Origin of the sequence: Pseudoroseomonas sp. WGS1072, from assembly GCF_049340465.1 — a bacterium.
GTDB lineage: Bacteria > Pseudomonadota > Alphaproteobacteria > Acetobacterales > Acetobacteraceae > Pseudoroseomonas.
In genome coordinates, this window is record NZ_JBMPSU010000001.1 from 2132997 (window position 1) to 2157172 (window position 24176).

21 protein-coding genes and 1 other annotated feature are annotated in these 24176 nt (G+C 73.6%); of the genes, 10 read left to right on the plus strand and 11 right to left on the minus strand.

What is annotated here, in order from left to right:
• Positions 1 to 62 precede the first annotated feature (62 nt).
• On the minus strand, positions 63 to 1343 hold the full coding sequence (locus ACF3NH_RS10185; RefSeq protein WP_422922732.1) for a CCA tRNA nucleotidyltransferase: 1281 nt from the start codon (positions 1341 to 1343) through the stop codon (positions 63 to 65).
• A gap of 117 nt (positions 1344 to 1460) precedes the next feature.
• Between ACF3NH_RS10185 and ACF3NH_RS10190 the strand changes: the two genes are divergently transcribed.
• From ACF3NH_RS10190 to ACF3NH_RS10210, 5 genes are all read left to right on the plus strand, one after another.
• Complete coding sequence (locus ACF3NH_RS10190) at positions 1461 to 1730, plus strand: CsbD family protein (protein ID WP_370591946.1); 270 nt, start codon at positions 1461 to 1463, stop codon at positions 1728 to 1730.
• Between the two features lie 85 nt (positions 1731 to 1815).
• Entirely contained in the window at positions 1816 to 3171 is a 1356-nt protein-coding gene (locus ACF3NH_RS10195) for a dihydrolipoyl dehydrogenase family protein (RefSeq protein WP_422922733.1), read from the plus strand.
• Positions 3172 to 3223: 52 nt separating this feature from the next.
• Positions 3224 to 3279: a sequence feature (sul1 is cis-regulatory element that is thought to sense ions involved in sulfur or methionine metabolism; They are found in Alphaproteobacteria), on the plus strand.
• Positions 3280 to 3342: 63 nt separating this feature from the next.
• On the plus strand, positions 3343 to 4848 hold the full coding sequence (locus ACF3NH_RS10200) for a SulP family inorganic anion transporter (RefSeq protein WP_422922734.1): 1506 nt from the start codon (positions 3343 to 3345) through the stop codon (positions 4846 to 4848).
• A 66-nt stretch (positions 4849 to 4914) separates the two neighbouring features.
• Positions 4915 to 5904, plus strand: coding sequence for a Bug family tripartite tricarboxylate transporter substrate binding protein (locus ACF3NH_RS10205; RefSeq protein WP_422922735.1), 990 nt, complete (start codon positions 4915 to 4917; stop codon positions 5902 to 5904).
• A 71-nt stretch (positions 5905 to 5975) separates the two neighbouring features.
• On the plus strand, positions 5976 to 6812 hold the full coding sequence (locus ACF3NH_RS10210; protein WP_422922736.1) for an isocitrate lyase/PEP mutase family protein: 837 nt from the start codon (positions 5976 to 5978) through the stop codon (positions 6810 to 6812).
• Between the two features lie 21 nt (positions 6813 to 6833).
• Here ACF3NH_RS10210 and rsmA read toward each other — a convergent pair whose 3' ends face one another.
• The 7 genes from rsmA to rsmI all read right to left on the minus strand — a co-directional run bounded on the left by rsmA (position 6834) and on the right by rsmI (position 15322).
• On the minus strand, positions 6834 to 7667 hold the full coding sequence (gene rsmA / locus ACF3NH_RS10215; protein WP_422924766.1) for a 16S rRNA (adenine(1518)-N(6)/adenine(1519)-N(6))-dimethyltransferase RsmA: 834 nt from the start codon (positions 7665 to 7667) through the stop codon (positions 6834 to 6836).
• 7 nt (positions 7668 to 7674) lie between these two features.
• A complete protein-coding gene (locus tag ACF3NH_RS10220; RefSeq protein ID WP_422922737.1) occupies positions 7675 to 9045 on the minus strand; it encodes a peptidylprolyl isomerase in 1371 nt (456 codons plus the stop codon).
• An 83-nt stretch (positions 9046 to 9128) separates the two neighbouring features.
• The gene (locus ACF3NH_RS10225; RefSeq protein WP_422922738.1) at positions 9129 to 11534 is read right to left on the minus strand and encodes an LPS-assembly protein LptD; all 2406 of its coding nucleotides are present in this window, start codon (positions 11532 to 11534) and stop codon (positions 9129 to 9131) included.
• A 71-nt stretch (positions 11535 to 11605) separates the two neighbouring features.
• Positions 11606 to 11911 (minus strand): chorismate mutase, encoded by a 306-nt coding sequence (locus ACF3NH_RS10230; protein WP_422922739.1) that lies wholly within the window; start codon positions 11909 to 11911, stop codon positions 11606 to 11608.
• A gap of 80 nt (positions 11912 to 11991) precedes the next feature.
• Positions 11992 to 13101 (minus strand): LPS export ABC transporter permease LptG, encoded by a 1110-nt coding sequence (gene lptG, locus ACF3NH_RS10235; RefSeq protein ID WP_198365517.1) that lies wholly within the window; start codon positions 13099 to 13101, stop codon positions 11992 to 11994.
• A gap of 4 nt (positions 13102 to 13105) precedes the next feature.
• On the minus strand, positions 13106 to 14239 hold the full coding sequence (lptF, locus tag ACF3NH_RS10240; RefSeq protein WP_198365518.1) for an LPS export ABC transporter permease LptF: 1134 nt from the start codon (positions 14237 to 14239) through the stop codon (positions 13106 to 13108).
• Positions 14240 to 14386: 147 nt separating this feature from the next.
• Positions 14387 to 15322 (minus strand): 16S rRNA (cytidine(1402)-2'-O)-methyltransferase, encoded by a 936-nt coding sequence (rsmI, locus tag ACF3NH_RS10245; protein ID WP_422922740.1) that lies wholly within the window; start codon positions 15320 to 15322, stop codon positions 14387 to 14389.
• Between the two features lie 92 nt (positions 15323 to 15414).
• Between rsmI and ACF3NH_RS10250 the strand changes: the two genes are divergently transcribed.
• Positions 15415 to 16569, plus strand: a complete 1155-nt coding sequence (locus ACF3NH_RS10250; RefSeq protein WP_422922741.1) for a penicillin-binding protein activator — start codon at positions 15415 to 15417, stop codon at positions 16567 to 16569.
• A gap of 105 nt (positions 16570 to 16674) precedes the next feature.
• Positions 16675 to 18075 (plus strand): ATP-binding protein, encoded by a 1401-nt coding sequence (locus ACF3NH_RS10255; protein WP_422922742.1) that lies wholly within the window; start codon positions 16675 to 16677, stop codon positions 18073 to 18075.
• A gap of 21 nt (positions 18076 to 18096) precedes the next feature.
• On the opposite strand, the gene ACF3NH_RS10260 is transcribed toward ACF3NH_RS10255, so the two are convergent.
• The 3 genes from ACF3NH_RS10260 to hemF all read right to left on the minus strand — a co-directional run bounded on the left by ACF3NH_RS10260 (position 18097) and on the right by hemF (position 21164).
• Positions 18097 to 18930, minus strand: a complete 834-nt coding sequence (locus tag ACF3NH_RS10260; RefSeq protein WP_422922743.1) for a TIGR03915 family putative DNA repair protein — start codon at positions 18928 to 18930, stop codon at positions 18097 to 18099.
• On the minus strand, positions 18920 to 20179 hold the full coding sequence (locus tag ACF3NH_RS10265) for a putative DNA modification/repair radical SAM protein (protein WP_422922744.1): 1260 nt from the start codon (positions 20177 to 20179) through the stop codon (positions 18920 to 18922). The genes ACF3NH_RS10260 and ACF3NH_RS10265 overlap by 11 nt, the downstream gene beginning before the upstream one ends.
• A 91-nt stretch (positions 20180 to 20270) precedes the next feature.
• Positions 20271 to 21164, minus strand: coding sequence for an oxygen-dependent coproporphyrinogen oxidase (gene hemF / locus ACF3NH_RS10270; protein ID WP_422922745.1), 894 nt, complete (start codon positions 21162 to 21164; stop codon positions 20271 to 20273).
• A gap of 279 nt (positions 21165 to 21443) precedes the next feature.
• Here hemF and petA point away from each other — a divergent pair, with 279 nt between their 5' ends.
• From petA to ACF3NH_RS10285, 3 genes are read left to right on the plus strand one after another with little or no spacing between them, the layout of a single operon-like run.
• The gene (petA, locus tag ACF3NH_RS10275; protein WP_198365525.1) at positions 21444 to 22043 is read left to right on the plus strand and encodes a ubiquinol-cytochrome c reductase iron-sulfur subunit; all 600 of its coding nucleotides are present in this window, start codon (positions 21444 to 21446) and stop codon (positions 22041 to 22043) included.
• A gap of 12 nt (positions 22044 to 22055) precedes the next feature.
• On the plus strand, positions 22056 to 23327 hold the full coding sequence (locus ACF3NH_RS10280; RefSeq protein WP_422922746.1) for a cytochrome b: 1272 nt from the start codon (positions 22056 to 22058) through the stop codon (positions 23325 to 23327).
• Complete coding sequence (locus ACF3NH_RS10285; protein ID WP_422922747.1) at positions 23327 to 24121, plus strand: cytochrome c1; 795 nt, start codon at positions 23327 to 23329, stop codon at positions 24119 to 24121. Before ACF3NH_RS10280 ends, ACF3NH_RS10285 begins: the two co-directional genes overlap by 1 nt.
• Positions 24122 to 24176 lie beyond the last annotated feature (55 nt).

Below are 24176 nucleotides of genomic sequence, written 5' to 3' on the forward strand. Positions count from 1 at the left end.
ATCAGGCTGCTCCTCCGGCGTTCATACGGGGAGCTTAGGTCCGCCGCCGCCTCCCGGTTACGTCATGATTGCGTGACACCTCCGCCGGGCGTGCTGCGCAGCAGTCCGGCCAGCGCCGCGCGGCTTTCCTCGGCGGAGGCGCGGCAGCCATCCTCGACCCACCAGCGCCGCGCCGCCGCCAGCGCCTGGCCGAGCGCCGGGCCCGGAGCGACGCCGAGCGCCAGGACATCCCGCCCCTGCAGGGGAAAGACCGGGCGCGGCGTGGCGGCGATGCGGGCGCGCAGGGCGGCGCGGTCGGCGCCGTCCCGCGCTTCCGCCAGCAGGGCACGGTCTGTGGCGAGGCCGGGCGGCAGCTCCGCCAGCCAGCGGCGCAGCGCCGCCTCCCGCAGATCCGGTGCCGGCGGAGGGGTCTCGAGCAGCGCGCGCAGGCGCTTCGCCTCCTCGCCCGAGAAGCGCAGGCGCGTGGCCAGGGCGGCCGCCGTCCCGCCCTCGGGCGGCAGCAGGGCGGCGAGGCGCAGCATCGGGCCGGAGCCGGAATCGGCGGCGGGTCCGGAGGGGGCGATCGCCAGCAGCCGCGCGAGCGGCGCCAGATCGGCCCGCGCGCCCGCCTCGGGCAGCAGCGTGGCCAGCACGCCCTGGTCGCGCATCGGCGCCAGCGCCGCCAGCGCCGCCCCGGGCGGGTCCTCCGCGGCCAGCAGGCGCTTCAGCTCCATCCAGACGCGCTCGGCCGAGAGGCGGGCGAGCCCGGGCAGGGCGGCGCGGATCGCCGCCAGCGCCGCCGGATCGGGCTCGCCCCTGCCGTAGCGCGCGTGGAAGCGGAAGAAGCGCAGCAGGCGGAGATAATCCTCGGCCAGCCGCACCCGGGGCTCGCCCACGAAGCGCACCCGGCCCGCCGCGAGATCGTCACGGCCGCCGAAATAGTCCCAGAGCCGCCCTTCGGCATCCATCGACATGGCGTTGATGGTGAAATCGCGCCGCGCCGCATCCTCGCGCCAGTCGGTGGTCCAGGCCACGCTGGCATGGCGGCCGTCGGTGTCGAGGTCGCGCCGCAGGCTGGTCACCTCCACCGGCTGATGGTCGAGCACAGCGGTGACGGTGCCGTGCTTCAGCCCGGTCTCGAAGACCTTCAGCCCGGCCCGCCGCAGCCGCGCGGCCACCGCCTCGGGTGGCAGGGGGGCGGCGATGTCCACGTCGTGCACCGCCCGGCCGGCCAGCAGGTCCCGCACCACGCCGCCCACGGCGCGTGCGCCGGGCAGGGCGGTAAGCACCATGGCGGCGGTGCCCTGGCGGAGCGGCCCGGGCGGCACAAGCCGCGTGGCGGGGGGGTCGGCGGGGTCGGTCATGGCGGCGGCAGGCCAGCATGCGGCGGCGCCCCGTGCAAGCCATGCCCCCGCCGCCGGCCGGAAGGGTGCATCCAAACCGGAATTTCCGCGTTTCGGGGGCAGGGCCACCCGGCATGGGTGGCGCGCAGCATCGAGGAGAAGCGACAGATGGTGGACGAGAACCGCGTGACCGGCGCCGCCCGTGAGACCGTGGGCCGGGTGCAGGAGGCCGTGGGCGGCCTGACCGGCAGCAACGAGTACCGCGCGCGCGGCTACGCCAACCAGGCGCAGGGCCAGGCCGAGAACGCGCTGGGCCAGATCTGCCAGAACGTGCGCGAGCAGCCGCTGACCTCGCTGGCGATCGCCGCCGGCATCGGCTACATCCTGGGCCGGCTGCGCATCCTCTGAGGCGCCTTCCGGGGCGCCTAGCGCGCCCCGGACCCCCCGTCCGGCCGCCCCGACCGGCCGCCCCTTTCCGGCGCCGGAGGCCCGCATGGCCCTTCCCTCCGATTTCGATCTGATCGTGCTGGGCTCCGGAACGGCCGGCACCGGCATCGCCACGCGGTGCGCCCGGCAGGGCTGGCGTGTCGCCCTGGCCGAGGCCCGCGAGCCCGGCGGCACCTGTGCGCTCCGCGGCTGCGAGCCCAAGAAGGTCTTCTGGACCCTGGCCGATGCGATGGAGCGGGCGCGCCGCCTCGCGCCGCATGGCGTGGCCGGGGGCGAGGCGCTGCGGCTCGACTGGGGCGCCGCTCAGGCCTTCAAGCGCAGCTTCACCGATCCCGTACCGGGGAATCGCGCGGCGGCCCTGCGCGAGGCCGGCGTCACGCTGCTGGAGGGGGCGGGCCGCTTCCTGGCTCCCGATCTTATCGGTGTCGGCACGGCGCGGCTGCGGACCCGCCATGTCGTCATCGCCACCGGGGCGGTGCCCGCCCCGCTGCCGATCGAGGGCGCCGGGCTCCTGGCCACCAGCGACGACGTGCTGGACTGGCCGGCGGTGCCGCGGCGCCTGATCCTGCTGGGCGGCGGCTATATCTCCTTCGAGATCGCCCATCTGACGCGCCGCGCCGGCGCCGAGGTCACCATCCTGCAGGAGGATGACCGACCGCTCTCCGCCTTCGACGCCGAACTGGTCGACCGGCTGGTGGCGTGGACCCGCACACTCGGGATCGACGTGCGGCTGAACTGCCGCGCCGAGGCCATCCTGCGGCGCGGCGCGGGCTACGCGGTGCGCGCCGCCGGCGGCGAGACCTTCGAGGCGGATGCGGTGGTGCATGGGCTCGGCCGGGTTCCCGCCCTGGCGGGGCTGGATCTGGAGGCCGGCGGCGTGCCGGTGGAGAAGGGCCGCCTGCAACTCGACGAGGTCCTGAGGAGCGTCGGGAACCCCCGGGTCTTCGCTGCCGGCGATGCCGCGCAGCGCGGCCCGGCGCTGACGCCGGTGGCCAGCGAGGACGCGCGCGCCGTCGCCGCCACCCTGCTGGAGGGCGAGGGCCACCGCCCCGACCACAGCCTGGTGCCGAGCGCGGTCTTCACCTTGCCGCCGCTCGCCATGGTGGGGCTGACCGAGGCGGCGGCGCGGCAGCAGGGCCTGGCGTATGAGGTGCGGCGCGGCGACATGGCGGCGTATCAATCCGTGCGCCGCACCGGCGAGGCGGCGGCTGCCTTCAAGCTCCTGGTCGAACCGGGCGGGCAGGGGCGCCTGCTGGGCGCGCACCTGCTGGGGCCGGAGGCGCCGGAGGTGATCAACCTCGCGGCCCTGGCCATGCGGGCCGGGACACCCGTGACCGAGCTGCGGCACATGATGACCGCCTATCCGAGCGCGGGATCGAACCTGGCCTCGATGCTTGGCTGACCGCCGCGCATTGCACCGCAGCAAAAGCTTCATTACCCTTCGCGCCATTCGCTCTGGACCCGGTGAGACTCCGGGTGGCTCTTCCGGCCGCCGATCCGCCGGACAACGCATGCGGCAGTGAGACGACGCCCGGCGTCCTCTCCCTGAGCCTGTTGCGGAATCCCTCGCCTGATGAAAGAACGCCTTTTCCTGCACGACCGCGCCGAGTGGTACAGCGGCCTCGGCAACCTGCGCCGCGATGTCCTGGCCGGCATGGTCGGCACCTTCGCGCTGATCCCCGAAGTCATCGCCTTCTCCTTCGTCGCCGGGGTCGATCCCGAGGTCGGGCTCTTCGCGACCTTCGTCATCAGCGTCGTCATCGCCTTCGCCGGTGGCCGGCCGGCGATGATCTCGGGCGCCGCCGGCTCGGTCGCGCTGGTCGCCGCCGCGCTGGTGGCGAGCCATGGGCTGCAGTACCTGCTGGCGGCCACCGTCCTGGCCGGGCTGATCCAGATCGTCTTCGGCCTGCTGCGGCTCGACGTGCTGATGCGCTTCGTCTCGAAATCCGTCCGCACCGGCTTCGTCAACGCGCTGGCGGTGCTGATCTTCTCGGCGCAGCTGCCGCACATGCTGGGCGTGGCGTGGCAGACCTGGGCGCTGATCGCCGCGGGCCTCGCCATCATCTACCTCGTGCCGCGGCTCACCACCGCCATCCCCTCGCCGCTGATCTGCATCCTGGCGCTGACGGCGCTGACCATGGCGGTCCCGATGCCGGTGGCGACGGTCGCCGATCTCGGCCGCCTTCCGGACAGCCTGCCCGCCTTCCTGATCCCGGAGGTGCCCTTCAGCCTGGAGACGCTGGCGATCGTGGCGCCCTACGCGCTGGCCATGGCCATGGTCGGGCTGCTGGAATCGATGATGACGGCGAGCGTGGTGGACGACCTGACCGAGACCAACAGCTCCAAGGCGCGGGAATGCGCCGGGCTCGGCCTCGCCAACCTGACGGCGGGCTTCACCGGCGGCATCGCCGGCTGCGGCATGATCGGCCAGACGGTGGGCAATCTCCGCTTCGGCGGCTGGGGCCGCGTCTCGACGCTGACGGCGGGCGTCTTCCTGCTGGTGCTGATGGTGCTGCTGCGGCCCTGGGTCAGCCAGGTGCCGGTGGCGGCGCTGGTCGCCATCATGATCATGGTCTCCGTCGAGACCTTCTCCTGGGCCTCGCTGCGGGACCTGGCGCGGCACCCGAAGGTCTCCAGCGTGGTGATGCTGGCCACCGTGGCGGTGACCGTCCTGACCCACAACCTGGCCGCCGGCGTGGCGGTGGGCGTGATGCTGAGCGGCGTGTTCTTCGCCTTCAAGGTGATGCGCCTGATGGATGTCCGCGACGAATACGACGCCGCCACCGGCACCCGCACCTACCGCGTCTCCGGCCAGGTTTTCTTCGCCAGCGCCGAGATCCTGGCCGATGCCTTCGACCTGCGCGACGAGGCGCCGAACATCCGCATCGACCTCACCGCCGCGCATCTCTGGGACGTCACGGCGGTGGCGGCGCTGGAGGCGGCGGTGGGCAAGCTGCGGCGGCGCGGGAAGCGGGTCGAGGTGGTCGGGCTGAACGCCGCCAGCGCGCTGCTGGTGGACCGGCACGGGCCGGCGATCCAAGCCGGGATGGGGGCCGGGATGGGGGCCGGGGCGGGGTAGTCAAGCCGCCGGTCGCTCGGGCATGCTCCTCCGGTCCAGAAAGAAACGACCGGAGGAACTCCCCCGATGACCACCCGCCGCACCCTGCTCGGCGCCAGCCTGGCGCTGCCGGCCCTGACCTCCGGCATCATCCCGGGGGCGCGGGCGCAATCCGCCTGGCCCGAGCGGCCCGTGCGGATGATCGTGCCCTACCCGCCGGGCGGTTCGACCGACGTGCTGACGCGCCTGACCTGCGAGCGGATGCAGAACGCGCTGGGGCAGAACTTCGTCATCGACAACCGGCCCGGCGCGGGCGGCAATATCGGCATGGACGCGGTCGCGAAATCGGCCCCCGACGGCTATACCTTCGGCGCCGCGACCATCGGCCATTTCTGCATCAACCAGTATCTCTACAGCAGGATGCCCTGGGACATCGACCGCGACTTCGCGCCGGTCGCGATGGTCTGGGAGATGCCCAATGTCGTCGTGGTGGCGAGCGACCATGTGAAGGCCCGGACGCTGCAGGAGTTCGTCGGCTGGGTGCGCGAGCAGCCGCGCGGCGTCTCCTTCGGCTCGCCCGGCGTCGGCACCACGCCGCATCTCTCGGGCGAGATCTTCCGCAACCGGCTGGGGCTGGACGCCACGCATGTGCCGTTCCGCGGCGCGGCGCAGACCATCCCCGCCATGCTCTCGGGCGATGTCACCTTCGCCATCGACAACCTGGCCTCCTATGTGCCGGTGATCCAGGAGGGGCGGATGCGGGCGCTCGCGGTGACCGGCGCCTCGCGCTGGCCCTCGCTGCCCGATGTGCCGACCATGGCCGAGGCGGGGGTGGAGGACTTCGTCATCACCTCCTGGAGCGCCTTCGTAACCCCCGCCGGCACGCCGCGCCCGGTGATCGACCGCTTCAGCACCGCCATGCGCGACTTCGCGGCCGATCCGGCGGTGAGGGAGCGTTTCCTGAAGGCCGGCGGCACGCCGCTCTGGACGACGCCGGAGGCGATCACCGAGCGCGGTCACCGGGAGCGGCCGATGTGGCGCGAGGCGATTGAGAAGTCGGGCGCGCGGGCGGACTGACCGGCCCGCCGCCGCGCCCCTGCCCCGCATCGTCCGCCTGCCCTGCATCGCCTGGAAGCGAGGAACGCCCCATGACCCCAAGCCTGCCCGACCTGCTGCGCCGCCCGGGGATCGTGGTGGCGCCCGGCTGCCATGACGCGCTCGGCGCCCGCATCCTGCGCCAGGCGGGCTTTGAGGCGATCTACATGACCGGCAATGGCCTCTCGGCCAGCCTGATCGGGGCGCCGGACCTCGGACTGCTGACCATGACCGAGATGGTGGCGCGCGGGCGGGCCATCGCCGCCAGCATCGACGTGCCGCTGATCGCCGATGCCGATACGGGGTACGGCAACCTCAACAACGTCGTCCGCACCGTGCGCGAATACGAGGCCGCCGGGGTCGCCGCCATCCATCTGGAGGATCAGGCGACGCCGAAGCGGTGCGGCGCCATGAGCGGCCTGTCCCTGGTCCCGCCGGCCGAGCACGCGGCCAAGCTCCGCGCCGCCCTCGCCGCGCGGCGCAGCCCGGACTTCCTCGTCATCGGCCGCTCCGACGCACGGCTGGCGAACGGCTTCGAGGACGCGGTGCAGCGCGGCATCGCCTATGCGGAGGCGGGGGCCGATCTCGTCCTGCTGGAGATGCTGCAATCGCCCGAGGAGATGCGCGAGGCGGTGGCGCGCATCCCGGCGCCGATGGCCTTCAACGTCGTCGAGCACAAGGTGCCGCCACTGACCGCCCGCGAGATCGGCGAACTCGGATTCCGGCTGCTGAACTACCCGGTCTCCTCGACACTGGCCTATGCGGCGATGATGCGCGGCTTCGCGGAGAGTCTGCGGCGGCAGGGCACGACGCTGGCGCCGGAGGCCCCGCCGCTGCTGCCGCTGCACGATTACGAGGAGATCCTGGGGCTGCGGGGGGCGTATCACTGAGCCGCGCCGCGGCGCCGGCCCTCAGCCGGCGCGGGCCAGGACCAGCTCGGCCAGCCGGGTGAACTCCGCCACGCTCAGCGTCTCCGCCCGCCGCGTGCCCTCGATCGCCGCCGCCTCCAGCAGCGCCTCGGCGCCGCCCAGCGACTTCAGGCTGGAGCGCAGCATCTTGCGCCGCTGCCCGAAGGCCGCGGCCGTCACCTTCTCCAGCGCCGCCAGCAGGGCGGGGTCGGGCGCCTCGGCATGCGGCACCAGATGCACGATGGCCGACCACACCTTGGGCGGCGGGCTGAAGGCGCCGGGCGGCAGGCGCAGCGCCATGCGCGCCGCGCAGCGGAACTGCGAGAGCACGGCGAGCCGCCCGTAATGCTCCGTATCGGGGGCGGCGATGATGCGCTCGGCCACCTCCTGCTGGAACATCAGCGTCAGGCTCTCGAAGAGATGCGCCTGCCGCAGCCAGCCGATCAGCAGGGGCGTGCCGACATTGTAGGGCAGGTTGGCGACGATCCGGCGCGGTGCCGGCAGCAGCGCCCCGGCGTCGATCCGGAGCGCGTCGCCCTCGATCACCCGCAGCCGGCCGGAGAAATGCTCCCCCAGCTCCGCCAGGCCGGCGATGGCGCGGCGGTCCAGTTCCACCGCCACCACCTCGGCCGCGGGGCTTTCCAGCAGCGCCCGGGTCAGCCCGCCCGGGCCGGGCCCGACCTCCAGCACATGCCGCCCCTCCAGCGGCGCGGCGAGGCTGGCGATGCGGGCGCAGAGCGCGGCGTCGAGCAGGAAGTGCTGGCCGAGCGCCTTGCGCGGCGCCAGGCCGTGGCGGGCGATATGCTCGGCAAGGGAGGGGAGCGGGGGCGCCGGAATGGTCGCCTCAGCTCCGCATGTCGATCTGCGCCCGGCGGCGCAGGTCGCGCTGCAGCTGGCGCGAGGTCAGCTCGATCCGGTCGCGCAGGATCTGCATCCGGGCCTGGTCCGGCGTCAGCTCGGCGATGTTGCGCGTCTCCTTGCTGCAGACCGCCAGGACCAGCACGCCATCGGGGGCGATCAGCGGCTGGCTGGCGCGGTTCAGCGGCAGGCCGGAGAGGATGTTGCGCAGCACCGGCGGCTGCACCGAATCGAGCGGCACGGTGCCGGGATCGACCGGCCGGTCGCCGCCGCGCCCCGCCGCCTCGACCGCCGAGCAGGCCTTGCCCTCCAGCGCCCGGGCGCGCTCCACCACCTGCACCTGCTGCGCCGTCGGCGCCTGCGGGTCGAGCGTGCCCTGGAAGGCGAAGAAGGCCTGGCGCATGGTGATCAGCGTCACCAGCTCGCGCCCCGTCTCACGCTTCTGCCGCAGGGCGACGATCTGGAAGCCGCCGGGCACGCGCACCGGATTGGAGATGGCGCCGGGCGGCATCTGGCTGACGATGCGGCCGACGGCCGGGTCGAACTCGTCCGGCCGCGTCCAGCCCATGTCGCCGCCCTGCAACGCGGTCTGGCTCTGGCTGAACTGGGTGGCGGCGGCGGGGAAGGGCACGCCGCGCCGCAGCTGCCCCACCACGTCGTCGACGAAGCGCCGCACCTCGGGCTCGGAGGTGGGATCGTCCACCGGGATGAAGATCTCGGAGACCAGGTACTCCGGCTCGCCGGTGCGCGCCTTGTGCGCCTCCAGCGCCTCCTGCACCCGGGCCGGCTCGACCTGCGCCTGCGGGCCGAGCTGCTGGCGGATCAGGCGGGACCAGCCGATCTGGGTGCGGATCTGGTCGTAGAGGGCGCGGGGCTGCACCCCGGCCGAGCGCAGCTGCGCCGCCAGCCCGCCGGCCGGCAGGCCGTTGCGGCTCTCGATCTCGGCCACGGCGGCGGCGACATCGGCGTCGGTCACGGGGATGCGGCGGCGCTGCACCTCCTGCATGCGCAGCCGCTCGTCGACCAGCAGGCGCGTGACCTGCGGCCGCAGCCGCTCCACCGCGTCCGGGCCCATGCCGGCGTTGAGCGCGAAGAGCCGGGCGCGGTTGGCCACCTCGCTGGCCGTGACGATGTCGCCGTTCACCACGGCGACGATGCGGTTGACCTGCTGCGCCGGCGGCGCCGGCTGGGCCGCGCCGTGGGCCGCGCCGGCGCGCTGCGCCAGGGCGGGCGGGGTCAGGGCGGGCGTGGCCAGGAGGCCCGCGGCCAGCGGCAGCGCCAGCAGGCCCCCCCTGATGACGGGAAGAGCCCGGTTGGGCCGGGACGGGGCGGGGGGCGGTGCGGAGGCGCGTCGCATGGTGCCGGACTTCCTAGAGCATTCCGGGGCGCAAGGGAAACCGGGCCGCCCCGCCCGCCACGGCGGACCGGCGCGGGGCGGCGTCAGATCGCCCGGAAGCCGAAATCGCCGATCGTCTTGAAGGAGAGGCGGAACAGCAGGACCGTGTCGGAGGGGTAGTAGTTCAGGCTGGAGCTGGGCTCGGCATAGGTCTTGGCGAAGCGGGTGTCGAAGATCAGGCACTCGTCCTCGTAGGTCAGGCTGAGGCCGGCCGAGACGGCGCGGTTCAGCTCCAGGTCGTAGCGGCCATAGGCGCCGGCGCGCCAGAAGCGGGTGACCTGGGCGGAGACATTGCCCGAGACCTCGCGCCGCTCGCGGGTGGTGATGAAGGCGTTGGTCGGCGCCGCCTCCAGATAGCCGGCGCCGACCGAAAGGCGGCTGAAGCTCACCCGCGCCTGGCCTTCCAGCAGGCGGCTGTCGAAGTCGTCCTTGTCGAGCCGGGCGCGGCCGGTGAGGTCGAGCCAGGAGACCGGCGAGACGCGCACCCGCCCGACCCAGTCCGAGGCCTTCTCCTCCAGCCCCGAGCCGGTCTCGAAGACCGAGGCGTCGGTGGTGCGGAAGGAGCGGCCGACCAGCCCTTCGATCTGGCCGCCATTGGGGAAGAGCCAGGCGCCGCGCAGGGCCGTGTCGACCCGCGTGCCGCCTTCCTGGCGGTCGCGGCCGGGGAAGCGGTTGAGCGCGAAGAGATTGGCGTCGGTGAACTCGAAGTCGATGCTGTCCTCGTTCGGGATCAGCGTCTGGCGCCCGGTGCCGGGGCCGGTGACGAGCTGCACCCGCGGCTCGATGATCTGGCTGCCATACGCGCCGGCGCTGCGCATCAGCGGCAGGCGCCAGTCGAGGCCGATGCGGATATTGCCGTTGGCCTCGGTGATGCTGTCGCGGCTGCCGTAATTCGGCGCCAGCGTGAAGTCGTCGGCCCAGTGGGCCAGCCCGTCCGCCTGCGCGCGCAGCGTCCAGACCTGGCCGAAGCGGTCGATGCGCGGCAGCTCGTAGCCGATGCGCGAGGACAGGCGGCGGGTGTCGGTGCCCTCGCTGCGCCAGAGCGCGAAGCCGCCGGCGTCGAAGGTCAGGTAGCCGCCGAGGCGGTCGCGGCCGAGGAAGTGGTCGACATAGGCATTGGGCAGGACCAGCGGGATCTGGCCGACGTCATCGACCTCCGAGAGGCCCTGGTAGCCGCGGCCGTCGATGCGGGCATAGGTGCCGGTGCCCCAGAAGCCTTCCAGGAAGGCGTCCGAGCTGAGCACGCGGGGCGAGGGGTAGCGCCATGCGCGCAGATAGGCCTCGCTGCTGGCGCGGTTGAAGTTGAAGCCGGTGCGCCAGTTCTCGTCGAGCGAGAACTGGCCCTTGCTGTAGATGTGGCCGCCCCAGCCCTCCTCGTCCGCCGCGCCGGCCCGCTCGCCGATCGAGCCGGTCGCCTGCACCTCGCCGAAGTTGAAGCGGCGGCGGTAGGCGAGGCCGAGCGCCGGGTCGCGCTTGGTCGAGAGGGTGGGCGAGAGGGTCAGGTCCGAGGCGCCGTCGATCGCCCAGTAGTAGGGCTGGGTGACGAAGCCGCCGAGGAAGGAGGAGGTGCCGAGGGTCGGCGTCAGGAAGCCGGACTGGCGCGGCGTCGAGGGGTCGGGGTGCGAGAGGTAGGGCGTCCAGAGCACCGGCCAGCCATCGAGCATCAGCGTCGCGTCGCGGTAGCGCAGGCGCTTCTCGGCCTGGTCGTGCGTGGCGAGGCGGGCGCGCAGCTGCCAGAGCGGCGGCGCCTCCGGATTCTCGGCGCAGAGATCGCAGGACGAGTAGAGCACGCGGGACATGTCGAGGATGGTGCCGTCGGTGCGGCGGGCGCCATTGGCCACCAGCCGGCCGTTCTGCGCCAGCCGCGCCGCCAGCCCCTCGACCACGCCGTCGCGCATGTTGCCGGTCAGCTCGGCGCGCTCGGCGAAGAGGACCTGGCCGTCCGGCTCCAGCAGCTGGACATTGCCCTCGGCCACGGCGATGCCGGTGTTGCGGTCGAAGGTGAAGGTGTCGGCGCGCAGGATGCGCTCGTTCTGCCAGGCCTCCACGGCGCCGCGCGCGATCACCAGGTTGCGCTGCTGGTCGTACTCCACCTCCTCGGCGGTGAAGGTGACGGGCGCGTTGTTGCCGGTCTGCGAGGGGTCGGTCGCGCCGGCGGGCAGGGGGGCGCCGGCCGGCGCGGCGGTGGCCGGCGCCGCCCCGCGGGTCGCGCCCTGCTGCTCGGCGCCCGAGGGCAGCACGGCCTGGCCGGGGCCGCCGCCGAGCGGATCGGTGCCATAGGGCGAGATCTGCGCGCCGCCGGGCCGCGGCGGCAGGATCAGCGCCAGCAGGGCGACACCGGCGAGCAGGCCGGCATGGGTCAGGCCGGGACGGCGCCTCCGCGGCGGCATCCGCTGGCAGCTGGGTTCTCCGGCCGGAATCGCCCCGGCGTCGCGCATGGCTCGGTCCATGCCGCCTTCCATAGCCGCTTCGCGCCAAGCCGGCGAGTGTATCCCGGCCACACCTCGGGGGTGGCCGCGCCTCAGCCGCGTGGCACCGCCTCGTGATGGCGGATCACTTCCCGGACGACGAAGGCCAGGAACTTCTCGGCGAAGTCCGGATCGAGCTTGGCCTCGGCGGCGAGGCGGCGCAGCCGCGCCACCTGGCGCGCCTCGCGCCCCGGATCGGCCGGCGGCAGCCGGTGCGCTGCCTTGAGGGCGCCGACCTGCTGGGTGCAGCGGAAGCGCTCGGCCAGCATGTGGATGATGGCGGCGTCGATATTGTCGATGCTGTCGCGCAGGCGCAGCAGATCCTCCGGCAGGTTGGCGGAGGCCTCGGTCTGGGTCATGCTTCTCCTCCCGCGCCGGGCTTCCCGGCCCCGGCCGATGCGTCATCCCGTCCTCATCCCCTCCTCGGGGCGGGCCGGTCTCAGCCATCCTCCACATAGAGGAGCAAGGCAACCGCCAGCATGACCCCGGCGAGCGAGGGCGCCCAGGCGGCCAGCGCCACCGGCAGGGTGCCGGCCTGGCCGAATTCCTCCGCCACCTTGTCGAGCAGGAAGAGGGCGAAGCCGGCGGCGACGCCGGCGCCCAGCATCTGCCCGACGCCGCCGCGCCGCGACTGGCGCATCGAGAAGCCGGCGGCGAGCAGCGCCATGCCGACCGCCAGCAGCGGCGTGGAGAGCAGGGAATGGAACTGCAGCCGGTGCCGCAGCGCCGAGAAGCCGCTGTTCTCCAGCACCTCGATGAAGCCCGGCAGGGCCCAGAAGGAGAGCGTGTCGGGGCTGGCGAAGCTGTCCTCGATGCGGTCCGGCGTCAGGCTGGTGGGCAGGTCGATCTCGCGCGGCAGCGAGGCCTGGCGATCGGCGCCGAAGGTCACCGCCTGGCTCAGCCGCCATTGCCCCGGCGTCAGCCGCGCCTCCGGCGCCTCGACGCGGGCCAGCGGCCGATCGGCGGCGGAGAGGCGCCAGAGCGAGACCTGGCGCAGCAGGAAGCCCTGCGGCCCGATCTCCGGCACCCCGGCCATGATGGCGACGCCGTTGGGCTCGATCGAGGGGTCCGCCTGGCGCAGCCAGAGCCGGCCGCCGGCCAGCGAACTCAGCCCGGTGGCGTTGCGCAGGTAGGTGGCGTCCAGCCGCTCGGCGCGCGAGAGCATGGCGGCCGAGAGCGGCGAGACCACGGCGATCGCCAGCAGGCCGAGGCAGAAGGCCACCAGCACGGGGCCGAGGAGGAAGCTCCAGGCCGAGATCCCGGCGGCGCGCGCCACCACCAGCTCCGAGGCGCGGTTGAGCCGCCAGAAGGCGATGATGCCGCCGAGCAGGATGCCGAAGGGCAGGATCTGGAGGATGACGAAGGGCAGACGCAGGGCGGCGATCGAGGCCACCATCACGAAGCCGACATCCTCCCGCGTGGCGGCACGGCGCAGCAGCTCGATGAAGTCGAACAGCGCCACCAGCGCGGCGAGCGCCACGATCATCACCAGCGCCATCATGGCGAAGCGGCGGGCCACATAGAGCGAGAGGGTGAGCGAGAAGGCCATGGGATCAGCCCTCCAGCGCCTGCGGCCGGCGGCGGCGCAGGCCGCGGCTGCCCGAGAGCACCCAGCCCGCGGCCAGGGCCGGCCCCAGCGCGTGCAGCCAGATCAGCGGGATGAAGGCATTGTCGCGCGCCGCCAGATTGCCGACCGCGAGGCCCAGCGCCAGCAGCCCGACCACCAGCGCCACGCCGACCACCGCCGGGCGCCAGTCGCCGTAGCGCCGGAAGCCGACCGCCAGCGCGCAGGCCAGCCCGACCATGGCGAAGGACAGGGCGGTGAAGGGCGATGCCATGCGCTGGTGCCCCTCGGCGCGGAACTTGCGGATGTCGCGCTCGGGCAGATTCTCGGCCGGGTCCGGATGCAGCAGCTCGCCCACGAAGCGCTCCCGCGAGTCGCGGTTGCGCGATTCCGTGACGGCGGAGGTGGAGGTGGCGAGATCGACGCTGTTCTCGGCGAAGCTCAGCACCGAGAGACGCGCCGGATGGCCGGCGGTGGCCGGCTCCAGCTGCTGCCGCACGCCGTTCATGAGGATGACCCGCGGCCCGGTGGCGCCGGAGAGCAGGCGGCCCTGCTCGGCCATGATGGTGACCGGCGTGCCGGGCTCGCGCGTGTCGTGCACCAGGATGCCGCGCAGCGTGCCGTCGCTGTCGCGCCGCCGGGCATAGACGGTGAGGTCGTCGCCCAGGCTGCTGAACACGCCCTCCTGCAGCAGGATCGCCGCCATCTCGTTGCGGATCTCGAACTGCCAGGCGCGGAAGGCGGCGTGGCTGACCGGCACCAGCCAGAGCTGCAGGAACAGGCAGAGCGCGGTGGACAGGCCGGCCAGCAGCAGCGCGGGCCGCGCCAGCCGCCAGTCCGAGAGGCCGGCGGCGCGCATCACCACCAGCTCGCGGTCGGCGTTCAGGCGGACATAGGTGAACAGCACCACGACGAAGGTGGTGATCGGCAGGATGACGGCGAAGAAGCTCGGCAGCAGCAGGCCGGTCAGCTCGATGAACACGGCGAGCGACAGGCCGCGGTCCAGCACCAGCTCGATGAAGCGCAGGCTCTGCGTCAGCCAGACCAGCGCGGCGAGGCCGGTGGTCACGGCGAGCAGCGCGATGCCGAGCTGGTGGAACAGATAGCGGTCGAGGCGGGACATGCGGCGGGGGCAAGCCTTTCGCGGCGGGCCGGGGCGGATAAGCCAGGGCGGGCGGGGCTGAGGCGGCCGGGGCGGGCCGGCATGCCTCCAGGGAGCGTCCGACCCATGTAGGCCGGGTGGCGGGCGGCGCCAAGCACGGCCGCCGCCTCAGCCCTCCGCTTCCCGCAGCGCCAGGGCCCGGGCATAGACCTGCCGGCGCGACAGGCCGGTCGCGGCGGCGACCAGCGCGGCGGCGTCGCGCAGGCTCTCCCCCCCGGCCAGCGCGGCGCGCAGCCGGTCGTCGAGCCCCGCTTCGGCCTCCGGCTCCGCCTCTCCCGGCGGGCCGACGACAAGCGCGATCTCGCCCCGCGCCGGATGCTCCGCGTAATGCGCCGCGAGCTCGGCCAGCGTGCCGCGCCGCACCTCCTCGAAGCGCTTGGTCAGCTCGCGCGTCACCGCCGCCGGCCGTGGCCCGAGCGCCTCGGCCAGCCCCGCCAGCGTCTCGGCCAGGCGGTGCGGCGCCTCGTAGAAGACCAGGGTGGCGGAAAGGCCGGCCCGCTCGGCGGCGCGCAGCCGGGCGAGCTCCGCGTTCCGCGCGGCGGCGCGGGGCGGCAGGAAGCCGTGGAACAGGTAGGGGTGCGGCGGCAGGCCGGAGAGGGTCAGCGCCATCACCGCCGCGTTGGGTCCCGGCACGGCCGAGACGGTGACGCCCGCGGCGATGGCGGCGCGCACCAGCCGGTAGCCGGGGTCGCTCATCAGCGGCGTGCCGGCATCCGAGACCAGGGCCAGGTGTTCACCCTGCGCCATCCGTGCCAGAAGGCGGGGCGTGGCCGCGTCCTCGTTGTGTTCGTGCAGCGGGGTCAGGCTCACCGAAACGCCATGTCGCGCCAGGAGCGGAGCGGTTACCCTGGTGTCCTCGCAGAGCACCGCGTCGGCCGCGCGCAGCACGGCCAGGGCGCGGGGCGCGAGGTCGCCGAGATTGCCGATCGGCGTCGCCACCAGTGTCAGCCCGGGCCTGCCATCCGGGCGAGGGGAGGTCTCATTTGTCGTTTCCGTGGTGTCTGTCCCGTCCTGCTGCCGCACGGCCTGAGGCCCTCCCGTCATCGCGCCGGCCCGCCTTCCGGACAGGCTCCCGCCCCGCCCCGGCCGGCCCCCGCCGGAGGGGGCTGGCCGGCGGCCTGCTGCTCGGCGCCCTTGTGGCCCTCTCGGCCTGCGCGCCGCAAGTCTCGGGGCCGGGCTATGCCCCGGCGCCGCAGGCCGGCCTCCCCGCCGCGCCCGAGCCGCAGCGCGCCAAGGTCGGGCTGCTGCTGCCGCTGACCGGACAGAACGCGGCGCTCGGCCAGTCGCTGCTGAACGCGACGCAGCTCGCCCTCTTCGAGCAGGGCGGGCCGGGCGTCGAGTTCCTGCCGCGCGATACCGGCGGCACGCCGCAGGGCGCCGCCGCGGCGGCCCGGACGGCGATGGACGAGGGCGCCCGCCTGCTGGTCGGGCCGCTGACCGGCCCCGAGACCGCCGCCGCCGCCGGCGCGGCGCGCGCCGCCGGCGTGCCGGTCCTGCCCTTCACCAACGATGCCAACCAGGCGGCCGACGATGTCTGGCCGCTCGGCATCACCCTGGCGCAGCAGGTCCGGCGCGTGGTGGGCGCGGCGCACCAGCAGGGCGCGCAACGCTTCGCCCTCGCGGCGCCGCGCAACGCGCTCGGCAACCAGATGGCCGCCGCGCTGCGCGGCGCCACCGGCGATCTCGGCCTGCCGCCACCGATGATCGAACTCTATCCGGCCAGCGCCTCGCCCGGCGCGCTGGCCGCCGACGTGGCGCGGCGCATCGGCGCCACCCCCGACGCCGACGCCGACGCCGAGGCCGGTAGCCGCGCGGAGGTGCTGATCCTGGGCGAGAGCGGGGCGCGGGCGCGGGAGATGGCGGCCGGGCTCGCCGCCGCGGGTGTCGCCATGCCGCCGCTGCGCCTCGCCGGCCATGCCCTCTGGATCAGCGACGAGAGCCTGGGCCAGGAGCCCGCCCTGGCCGGCGCCTGGTTCCCCGGCCCCGACCCGGCGGCGCGGGGCGCCTTCGACAACCGCTATCAGGCGGCCTTCGGAGAGCGCCCGGCGCGCATTGCCGGCGCCGCCTACGACGCCGCCGCCCTGGCCGCCCGCGCCCTGCGCGGCGCTCAGACGGATGCCGGTGCGACGCCGCAGATCCCGCTGGGCGAGGTCGTGCTCGGCGCCGACGGCGCGCTGCGGCTTAATCCCGGCGGGCAGGTGCAGCGGGCGCTGGCGGTGTATTCGATCGCCCCGGGCAGCCCGCCCGGCGTGGTGGCCCCGGCCGAGCTGCCCGGCAGCGCCGGTTACTGAGCCCCCGCCGGAGCCGGGCCTGACCGGATCGGGGCACGGCGCCGGCGCATCGACAGGGCGGCCATCCTGCCGGACAATGCCGCCCCGCCACCGAGGGGGATGCGCATGGAGGAGGAGAGGCCGTCGCCCGGCCGCTGGCTGGGCTCGGCAGGGCTGATCGGCGGCGTGCCGCTGCTGCTCCTCGCCCTGCTCGGGCTGAGCGGGCAGGCCGAGGCGGACGTGGTGCTGTTCTGCCTCGCGCTGACCGCCGCCGCGGCGCTGCTGCTGTCCTGGTTCTGGCTGCGTGACCTGTCGCGCCTGACGCGCTCCCTGCGCCATGCGGCGGAGGGCGGAATGCCGGCGCCGCGGAGCGAGGCCGAGGCCAGCCACCGGGGCCTCGCCATCCCGATTCTCTCCGAGGTGTCCGAGGGCGTGACGCGGCTGATCGGCCACCTCGCCGAGCGGCAGGCGATGGTCGAGCGGCTGCGCCGCAGCGACGCCGCCATTCTGGAAAGCCTGCCGGACCCCTTGCTGGTGCTGGGCGCCGACCGCGCGCCGCTGCGCGCCAACGCGGCGGCGCGCGCCCTCTTCGCCGCGCCGGCCGCCGAATCGGGGCCGCTGGCGGGCGATGCCGCCGCGCTGCTGCGCCATCCGAAGCTGGCGGGGGCGGTGGACCGTGCCCTGGCCGAGGGGGAAGGGCAGAGCACGGACATCACCCTGCCCGTGCCGGTGCCGCGCGAGCTGGCCGTGCAGGTCATCCCGCTCGATCCGCCGCTGATCGATGGCGGGCGGCTGGTGGTGCTGCTGGCCGACCGCACGCGGGAGCGCGCGGTGGAACGGATGCGCGCCGATTTCGTGGCCAATGCCAGCCACGAATTGCGCACCCCGCTGGCCAGCCTGATGGGCTTCATCGAGACGCTGCGCGGGCCGGCGAAGGACGATCCGGAGGCGCAGGCGCGCTTCCTCGGCATCATGGCCGAGCAGTCGGAACGGATGCGGCGGCTGATCGAGGACCTGCTCGGCCTCTCGCGCATCGAGCTGGCCGAGCACCAGGCGCCCACCGGCCGCGTCGCGCTCGCCGCCCTGGCGCGGGCCGAGACCGAGGCCATGGCGCCGATCCTGGACAGCCGGGCGGTCACGTTGCGGCTCGATCTCGACGAGACGGTGGAGGCGGCGCCGGCCGATGCCGGGCAGCTCGCCCAGGTGCTGCGCAACCTGCTGGAGAACGCGGTGAAGCATGGCGGGCAGGCCTGCCACATCACCCTGGCGGTCAGCCGCGCCGAGGCGCCGCGGCCCGGTGCGCTGCTCAGCGTGACCGATGACGGGCCCGGCATCGCGCGCGAGCACATCCCGCGGCTGACGGAGCGCTTCTACCGGGTGGACAAGGCGCGTTCGCGCAGCGCCGGCGGCACCGGCCTCGGCCTCGCCATCGTCAAGCACATCGTCAACCGCCATCGCGGCCAGCTGCTGATCGAGAGCCAGGAGGGCGAGGGCGCGACCTTCAGGGTCTGGCTGCCCTCCGGGTGATGGCGGCCGGAGAGGGCGCCCTCAGCCGGCGGTGCCCGCCCCGGAGGGCCGCCGCCTCTGCCGCCGCCCCGGCGCCGCGATCGCCTGGCCCAGCATGGCCCGCTCGCGCCCCTCGGCGCCACGCAGCAGCTCGGGGATCACCGTGGCCTCGGGCAGGTTGCGCCAGTACTTCTTCGGCATCTCGGCGCGCATCGCCTCGGGCTTCAGCCGGGCCGGATTGAAGATGCTGGCGAAGTAGGTGCGCCAGAGATCCTCGGCGGCATCGGCGGCGGGGGCCTCGGCGCGGTGCGCGCCGGCGGTGAAGGTGGTGACGGCGCCGTCCCAGTGGGCGCAGCGGCGCGGCGTCAGGATCGACCAGCGCAGGGCGGCGAAGCGGCGCTCGAAGAACCCCGCCTCGGCCTCCACGATATGATGCTCCGGCTCGAACCACGCGACCGAGCGCACCCCGTCCGGCGTCTCCACCTCGCGGAAGCGCAGGAAGGCGTGCATCTTGTGCGCGTCCCGCCGCACCGCCCGCGCCATGGCGGCGAGGCGGGCCATGCGCGCCTCGGTCGGCGTGCGCAGCAGGCCGGGGCGGCGGCGGGCATCCCAGAGCAGGCCATAGAGCAGGGCGAAGCGTTCCGGGTCGCTGTGCCGGATGGCCAGCTCGGCCTGGACCAGGAAGTCGCGCGGCACGGCGGGGGAGGGGGCGTCGCGCGGCAGGTCGGGCGCGGCGCCGTCGAACAGGCCGGCGGCCCCGTCCTGCCCGGGCCAGGAGACCGCCTCGGGGGCGATGCCGGCGGCCAGCAGGCCGCGCGCGGCGGCGCGCCAGCCGTCGAAATCGGCCGGGCCGGCGAGGCGGATGCTACAGGCCAAGGGCGAGCTGCTCCGGCCGTGCCGCCCGGGCGAAGGCGCTTCCCGGCTGCAACTGCCGCCGGAGCCCGGCGGAATCGATCTGTCCCGGCGGCGGCCGGTGGTCGGGCGCGGTCAGGAAGGGCGCCACCTTGCGCAGCGGCACGCGCAGCCGGGCGAGGTCGGCGAGCTTCACCCGCCCGTGCCGCCGTGCCTCGAGCACCCGTTCCACCGTGCGGGCGCCGAGGCCGGGCACGCGCAGCAGCGCCTCGCGCGAGGCGCGGTTGAGGTCGAGGGGGAAGCCGGCGCGGTGCTTCAGCGCCCAGGCCAGCTTCGGGTCGATCTCGAGGTCGAGCATGCCGGCCTCGCCGCCGGCCAGGATCTCGCTCGGCCGGAAGCCGTAGAAGCGCATCAGCCAGTCGGCCTGGTAGAGCCGGTGCTCGCGCAACAGCGGCGGCGGCGCCGGGGGCAGGGCGGCCGAGGCGGCGGGAATCGGCGAATAGCCGGAGTAATAGACCCGCTTCAGGCCGAAGCGGCTGTAGAGCCCGTCGCTGGCGTCCAGCACCTGGCCGTCGGTGCTGGCATCGGCGCCGACGATCATCTGCGTCGACTGCCCGGCCGGGGCGAAGCGCGGCGGCAGGGCGCGGCGGGCCTCGCGCCGCTCGGCGCCGGCCGTCGCGATCCGGGTGGAGAGTTCGGCCATGGCGCCCTCGATCACCGGCATGTCCTTCTCGGGCGCCAGGGCGCGCAGACTGGCGGCCTGCGGCAGCTCGACATTGATCGACAGGCGGTCGGCCAGCAGCCCGGCCTCGGCCAGCAGTTCCGGCGCCGCCTCGGGGATGGTCTTGAGATGGATGTAGCCCTTGAAGCCATGCTCCTGGCGCAGCGCGCGCGCCACGCGGACGATCTGCTCCATGGTGTAGTCGGGGCTGCGGATGATGCCGGAGGAGAGGAACAGCCCCTCGATGTAGTTGCGGCGGTAGAAGGCCAGGGTCAGCCGGACCAGCTCCTCCACGGTGAAGCGGGCGCGGCGGACCGGGGCGGAGGCGCGGTTGATGCAATAGGCGCAGTCGAAGACGCAGGCATTGGTCAGCAGCACCTTGAGCAGGGAGATGCAGCGCCCGTCCGGCGCATAGGCGTGGCAGATGCCCATGCCCTCGGTGCTGCCGAGGCCGCCCTGGCGCGAATCGCGCTTCTCGGTGCCGGAGGAGGCGCAGGAGGCGTCGTACTTGGCGGCATCGGCCAGCACCGCCAGCTTGGCACGGAGGTCCATGGGAAAAGCCCTGAAGGATAGTTCTTGATATGTTCTTTCAGGGCCCGGGCGCAAGGCCCGGCGTCGCGCGAGGCCTCGCGGCGCCGGCCCGTCAGGGCCAGCGCACCTCGGGCGGCATGGACATCAGGATCGCCTCGACATTGCCGCCGGTCCGCAACCCGAACAGGGTGCCGCGGTCCTGCAGCAGGTTGAACTCGACATAGCGCCCGCGGCGGACCAGCTGGTGCTCGCGCTCGGCCTCGGTCCAGGGCTCGTGCATGCGGCGGCGGACGATGGCGGGATAGGCGGCGAGGAAGGCCTCGCCGACGTCGCGGGTGAAGGCGAAGTGGTCCGGCAGGCGGGCCTCGTCGGCCTCGTCGCGGCCGAGCCAGTCGTAGAAGATGCCGCCCGCGCCGCGCGGCTCGCCCCGGTGCGGCAGGAAGAAGTACTCGTCGCACCATTGCTTGAAGCGCGGGTAGTAGGCCGGGTCGTGCCGGTCGCAGGCGGCACGGTAGGCGGCGTGGAAGGTGGCGGCGTCGGCCTGCGATTCGGGCGCGTCGAGGCGCATCGGCGTCAGGTCGCCCCCGCCGCCGAACCAGGGGCGGGTGGTGGTGATGAAGCGGGTGTTCATATGCGCCGCCGGCACGCGCGGCGAGCGCATGTGGGCGACCAGCGAGACGCCGGTGGCCAGGAAGCGCGGATCCTCCTCCGCGCCCGGGATCTGGCGGCGGAACTCGGGGCTGAACTCGCCCCAGACGGTGGAGACATTGACCCCCACCTTCTCGAAGACTCGGCCGCGCATCACCGCCATCACGCCCCCGCCGCCGCCCTCGCGCCGCCAGGGCGTGCGGACGAAGCGCCCGGCGGGGAGGCCGGCCTGCGGCCCGGAGGCCAACTCGTCCTCGATCGCCTCGAAGGCGGCGCAGAGGCGGTCGCGCAGCGATTCGAACCAGGCCGCGGCGGGGGCGGCGAGGGGATGGCGGTCGGTCTCGGGGGACTGGGTCATGGCGGTCACGGCCTCCTCTGCGGCGGCGAGGACGCCCCGCCCGCGCTGCGCTACCGCGATGCCGTCGGCGCCGCAACGCGCAGAAAGGCGGGCTTCGGCCGGGGCGTGCGGCGCCAGGGGCGATTGCCACCCCGCATACCCTGCCTTTATATGGCCATGGCGCATGGCAGCAGCGCGGTGACGCGCTTGCCCCGGCGCCTCCGCTTGTGCGCGGAAAGGGGTTCAGCGGCGCCCAGCCTGCCAGGTTTCGGGGTGCCGCCAGGAGGGACGGAAAGAGGGATGGCCGATACGCTTGCGCCGAGCAGCTCCCCCGCGATGGGCGGCTCCCATGGGGGCGGCTCCCCTGGGGATGATCCGCACGCGGCCGAAGGGACGAAGCGGGATTTCCTGAAACTGGTGGCCGGCTCCTTCGCGGCGGTCGGCGTCGGCGCCGTGGTCTGGCCCTTCATCGCCTCGATGAACCCGGCGAAGGACGTGCTGGCCCTGGCGAGCACCGATGTGCAGCTCGACCATATCGCCGAGGGCCAGGCGGTCACCGTCATGTGGCGCGGCAAGCCGGTCTTCGTGCGCCACCGCACGGGGGCGGAGATCCAGGAGGCCGAGGGCGTGCCTCTCTCCGACCTGCGCGACCCGCAGACCGACGATGCCCGCGTCCACCGCCGCCCGTGGCTGGTGGTGGTCGGCGTCTGCACCCACCTCGGCTGCGTGCCGCTGGGGCAGAAATCGACCGACCCGCGCGGTGAATTCGGCGGCTGGTTCTGCCCCTGCCACGGCAGCCACTACGACACCTCCGGCCGCATCCGCCGCGGCCCGGCGCCCCTGAACCTGGCCGTGCCGGATTACGAGTTCACGTCCGACACCCAGATCCGCATCGGCTGAGGACCGCACCCCATGGCATCCGGCCTTCACGAGAGCAGCTTCACCAACCCGGTGGTGCGCTGGATCGACCAGCGCATGCCGGTCTTCACCATGATGCAGAAGGAGTACGGGACCTTCCCGACTCCGCGGAATTTCAACTACTTCTGGAATTTCGGCGCGCTGGCCATGATCAACCTGATGATCATGATCGCCACAGGCATCTTCCTGGCGATGAACTACACGGCGCACACCTCGCTCGCCTTCGACAGCGTCGAGCGCATCATGCGCGACGTGAACTACGGCTGGCTGATCCGCTACGTGCACATGAACGGCGCCTCGATGTTCTTCATCGTGGTCCTCGTGCACGTCTGGCGCGGCATGTACTACGGCTCCTACAAGGCGCCGCGCGAGCTGCTCTGGATCCTCGGCGTCGTCATCTTCCTGCTGATGATGGCCACCGCCTTCATGGGCTACGTGCTGCCCTGGGGCCAGATGTCCTTCTGGGGCGCCACCGTCATCACCAACCTGTTCAGCGCCATCCCGCTGGTCGGCGACAGCATCGTGACGCTGCTCTGGGGCGGCTTCTCCGTGGACAACCCCACGCTGAACCGCTTCTTCAGCCTGCACTACCTGCTGCCCTTCGTGATCGCGGGCGTGGTCTTCCTGCATGTCGCGGCGCTGCACATCACGGGGTCCAACAACCCGCTGGGCATCGAGCCCAAGGGCCCGCAGGACACGCTGCCCTTCCACCCCTACTACACGATCAAGGACAGCGTCGGGATCGTCGTCTACCTGATCGTCTTCGCCTTCCTCGTCTTCTTCACGCCGAACTACCTGGGCCATCCGGACAACTACATCCCGGCCAACCCGCTCTCGACGCCCGCGCATATCGTGCCGGAATGGTACTTCCTGCCCTTCTACGCCATCCTGCGCGCGGTGCCGAACAAGCTGGGCGGCGTGCTGATGATGTTCGGCTCGATCGCCATCCTCTTCGTGCTGCCCTGGCTGGACCGCTCGCCGGTGCGCTCGATGCGCTTCCGCCCGATCGCCAAGTGGCTGTTCCTGCTCTGGACGGTGAACTTCTTCGTCCTGATGTACTGCGGCGGCATGCCGGCCGAGGAGCCCTACGTCACCGTCAGCCGCTTCGCGACCGCCTACTACTTCGGCTACTTCCTGGTGATCCTGCCGCTGCTCGCCAAGATCGAGCGGCCCCTGCCGCTGCCCGAGAGCATCGCCCGACCCGTGCTGCGGGGCGGTGGGCCGCTGCCCGGCGCCGCGACCGCCCAGCCGATGGAGAAGGCGTGATGGCCCTGCGTTCCCTGAAGGCCGCCGCCAAGGCCGTCACCCTGGCGGCCACCCTGGCCCTCCCGCTCGCCCTCGGCGCCGCCCCGGCGGCGCGGGCCGCCGAGGGGGTCGCCGTCCCGGACACCAAGTTCTCCTTCGACGGCCTCTTCGGCACCTTCGACCGCGGCGAGCTGCAGCGCGGCTTCCAGGTCTACAAGGAAGTCTGCTCGGCCTGCCATGCCATGCACCTGGTGGCCTACCGCAACCTGCGCGAGATCGGCCTCTCCGAGGCCGAGGTCGCCGCCGTGGCCGCGGGCTACCAGATCCCCGACGGGCCGAACGACGATGGCGAGATGTTCGAGCGCCCCGGCCGCGCCTCGGACCGCTTCCGCCGCCCCTTCGCCAATGACGCGGCGGCGCGCGCGGCCAACAACGGGGCGCTGCCCCCCGACCTGTCGCTGATGACCAAGGCCCGCCCGGGCGGCGCCGACTACGTGCATGCCCTGCTGATGGGCTACGAGGCCCCGCCGGAGGGCGTCACGGTCATGGAGGGGATGCACTACAACAAGTACTTCCCCGGCCATCAGATCGCCATGGCGCCGCCGATCAGCAGCGACGGCCAGGTGCAGTACGCCGATGGGACCACCGCCACGGTGGACCGCATGGTGACCGATGTCTCGGCCTTCCTCGCCTGGGCGGCCGAGCCGGAGCTGGAGACTCGCCGCGCCATGGGCGTGCGGATCATCCTCTTCCTGGTCATCCTCGGCGGCCTGACCTATGCGGTGAAGCGGAAGATCTGGGCCAGGGTCCACTGAGGCGGGGCGGCACCCCGCCGCCCTCCGCATGAAGGGCCGCCGCCGGAGCCGGACT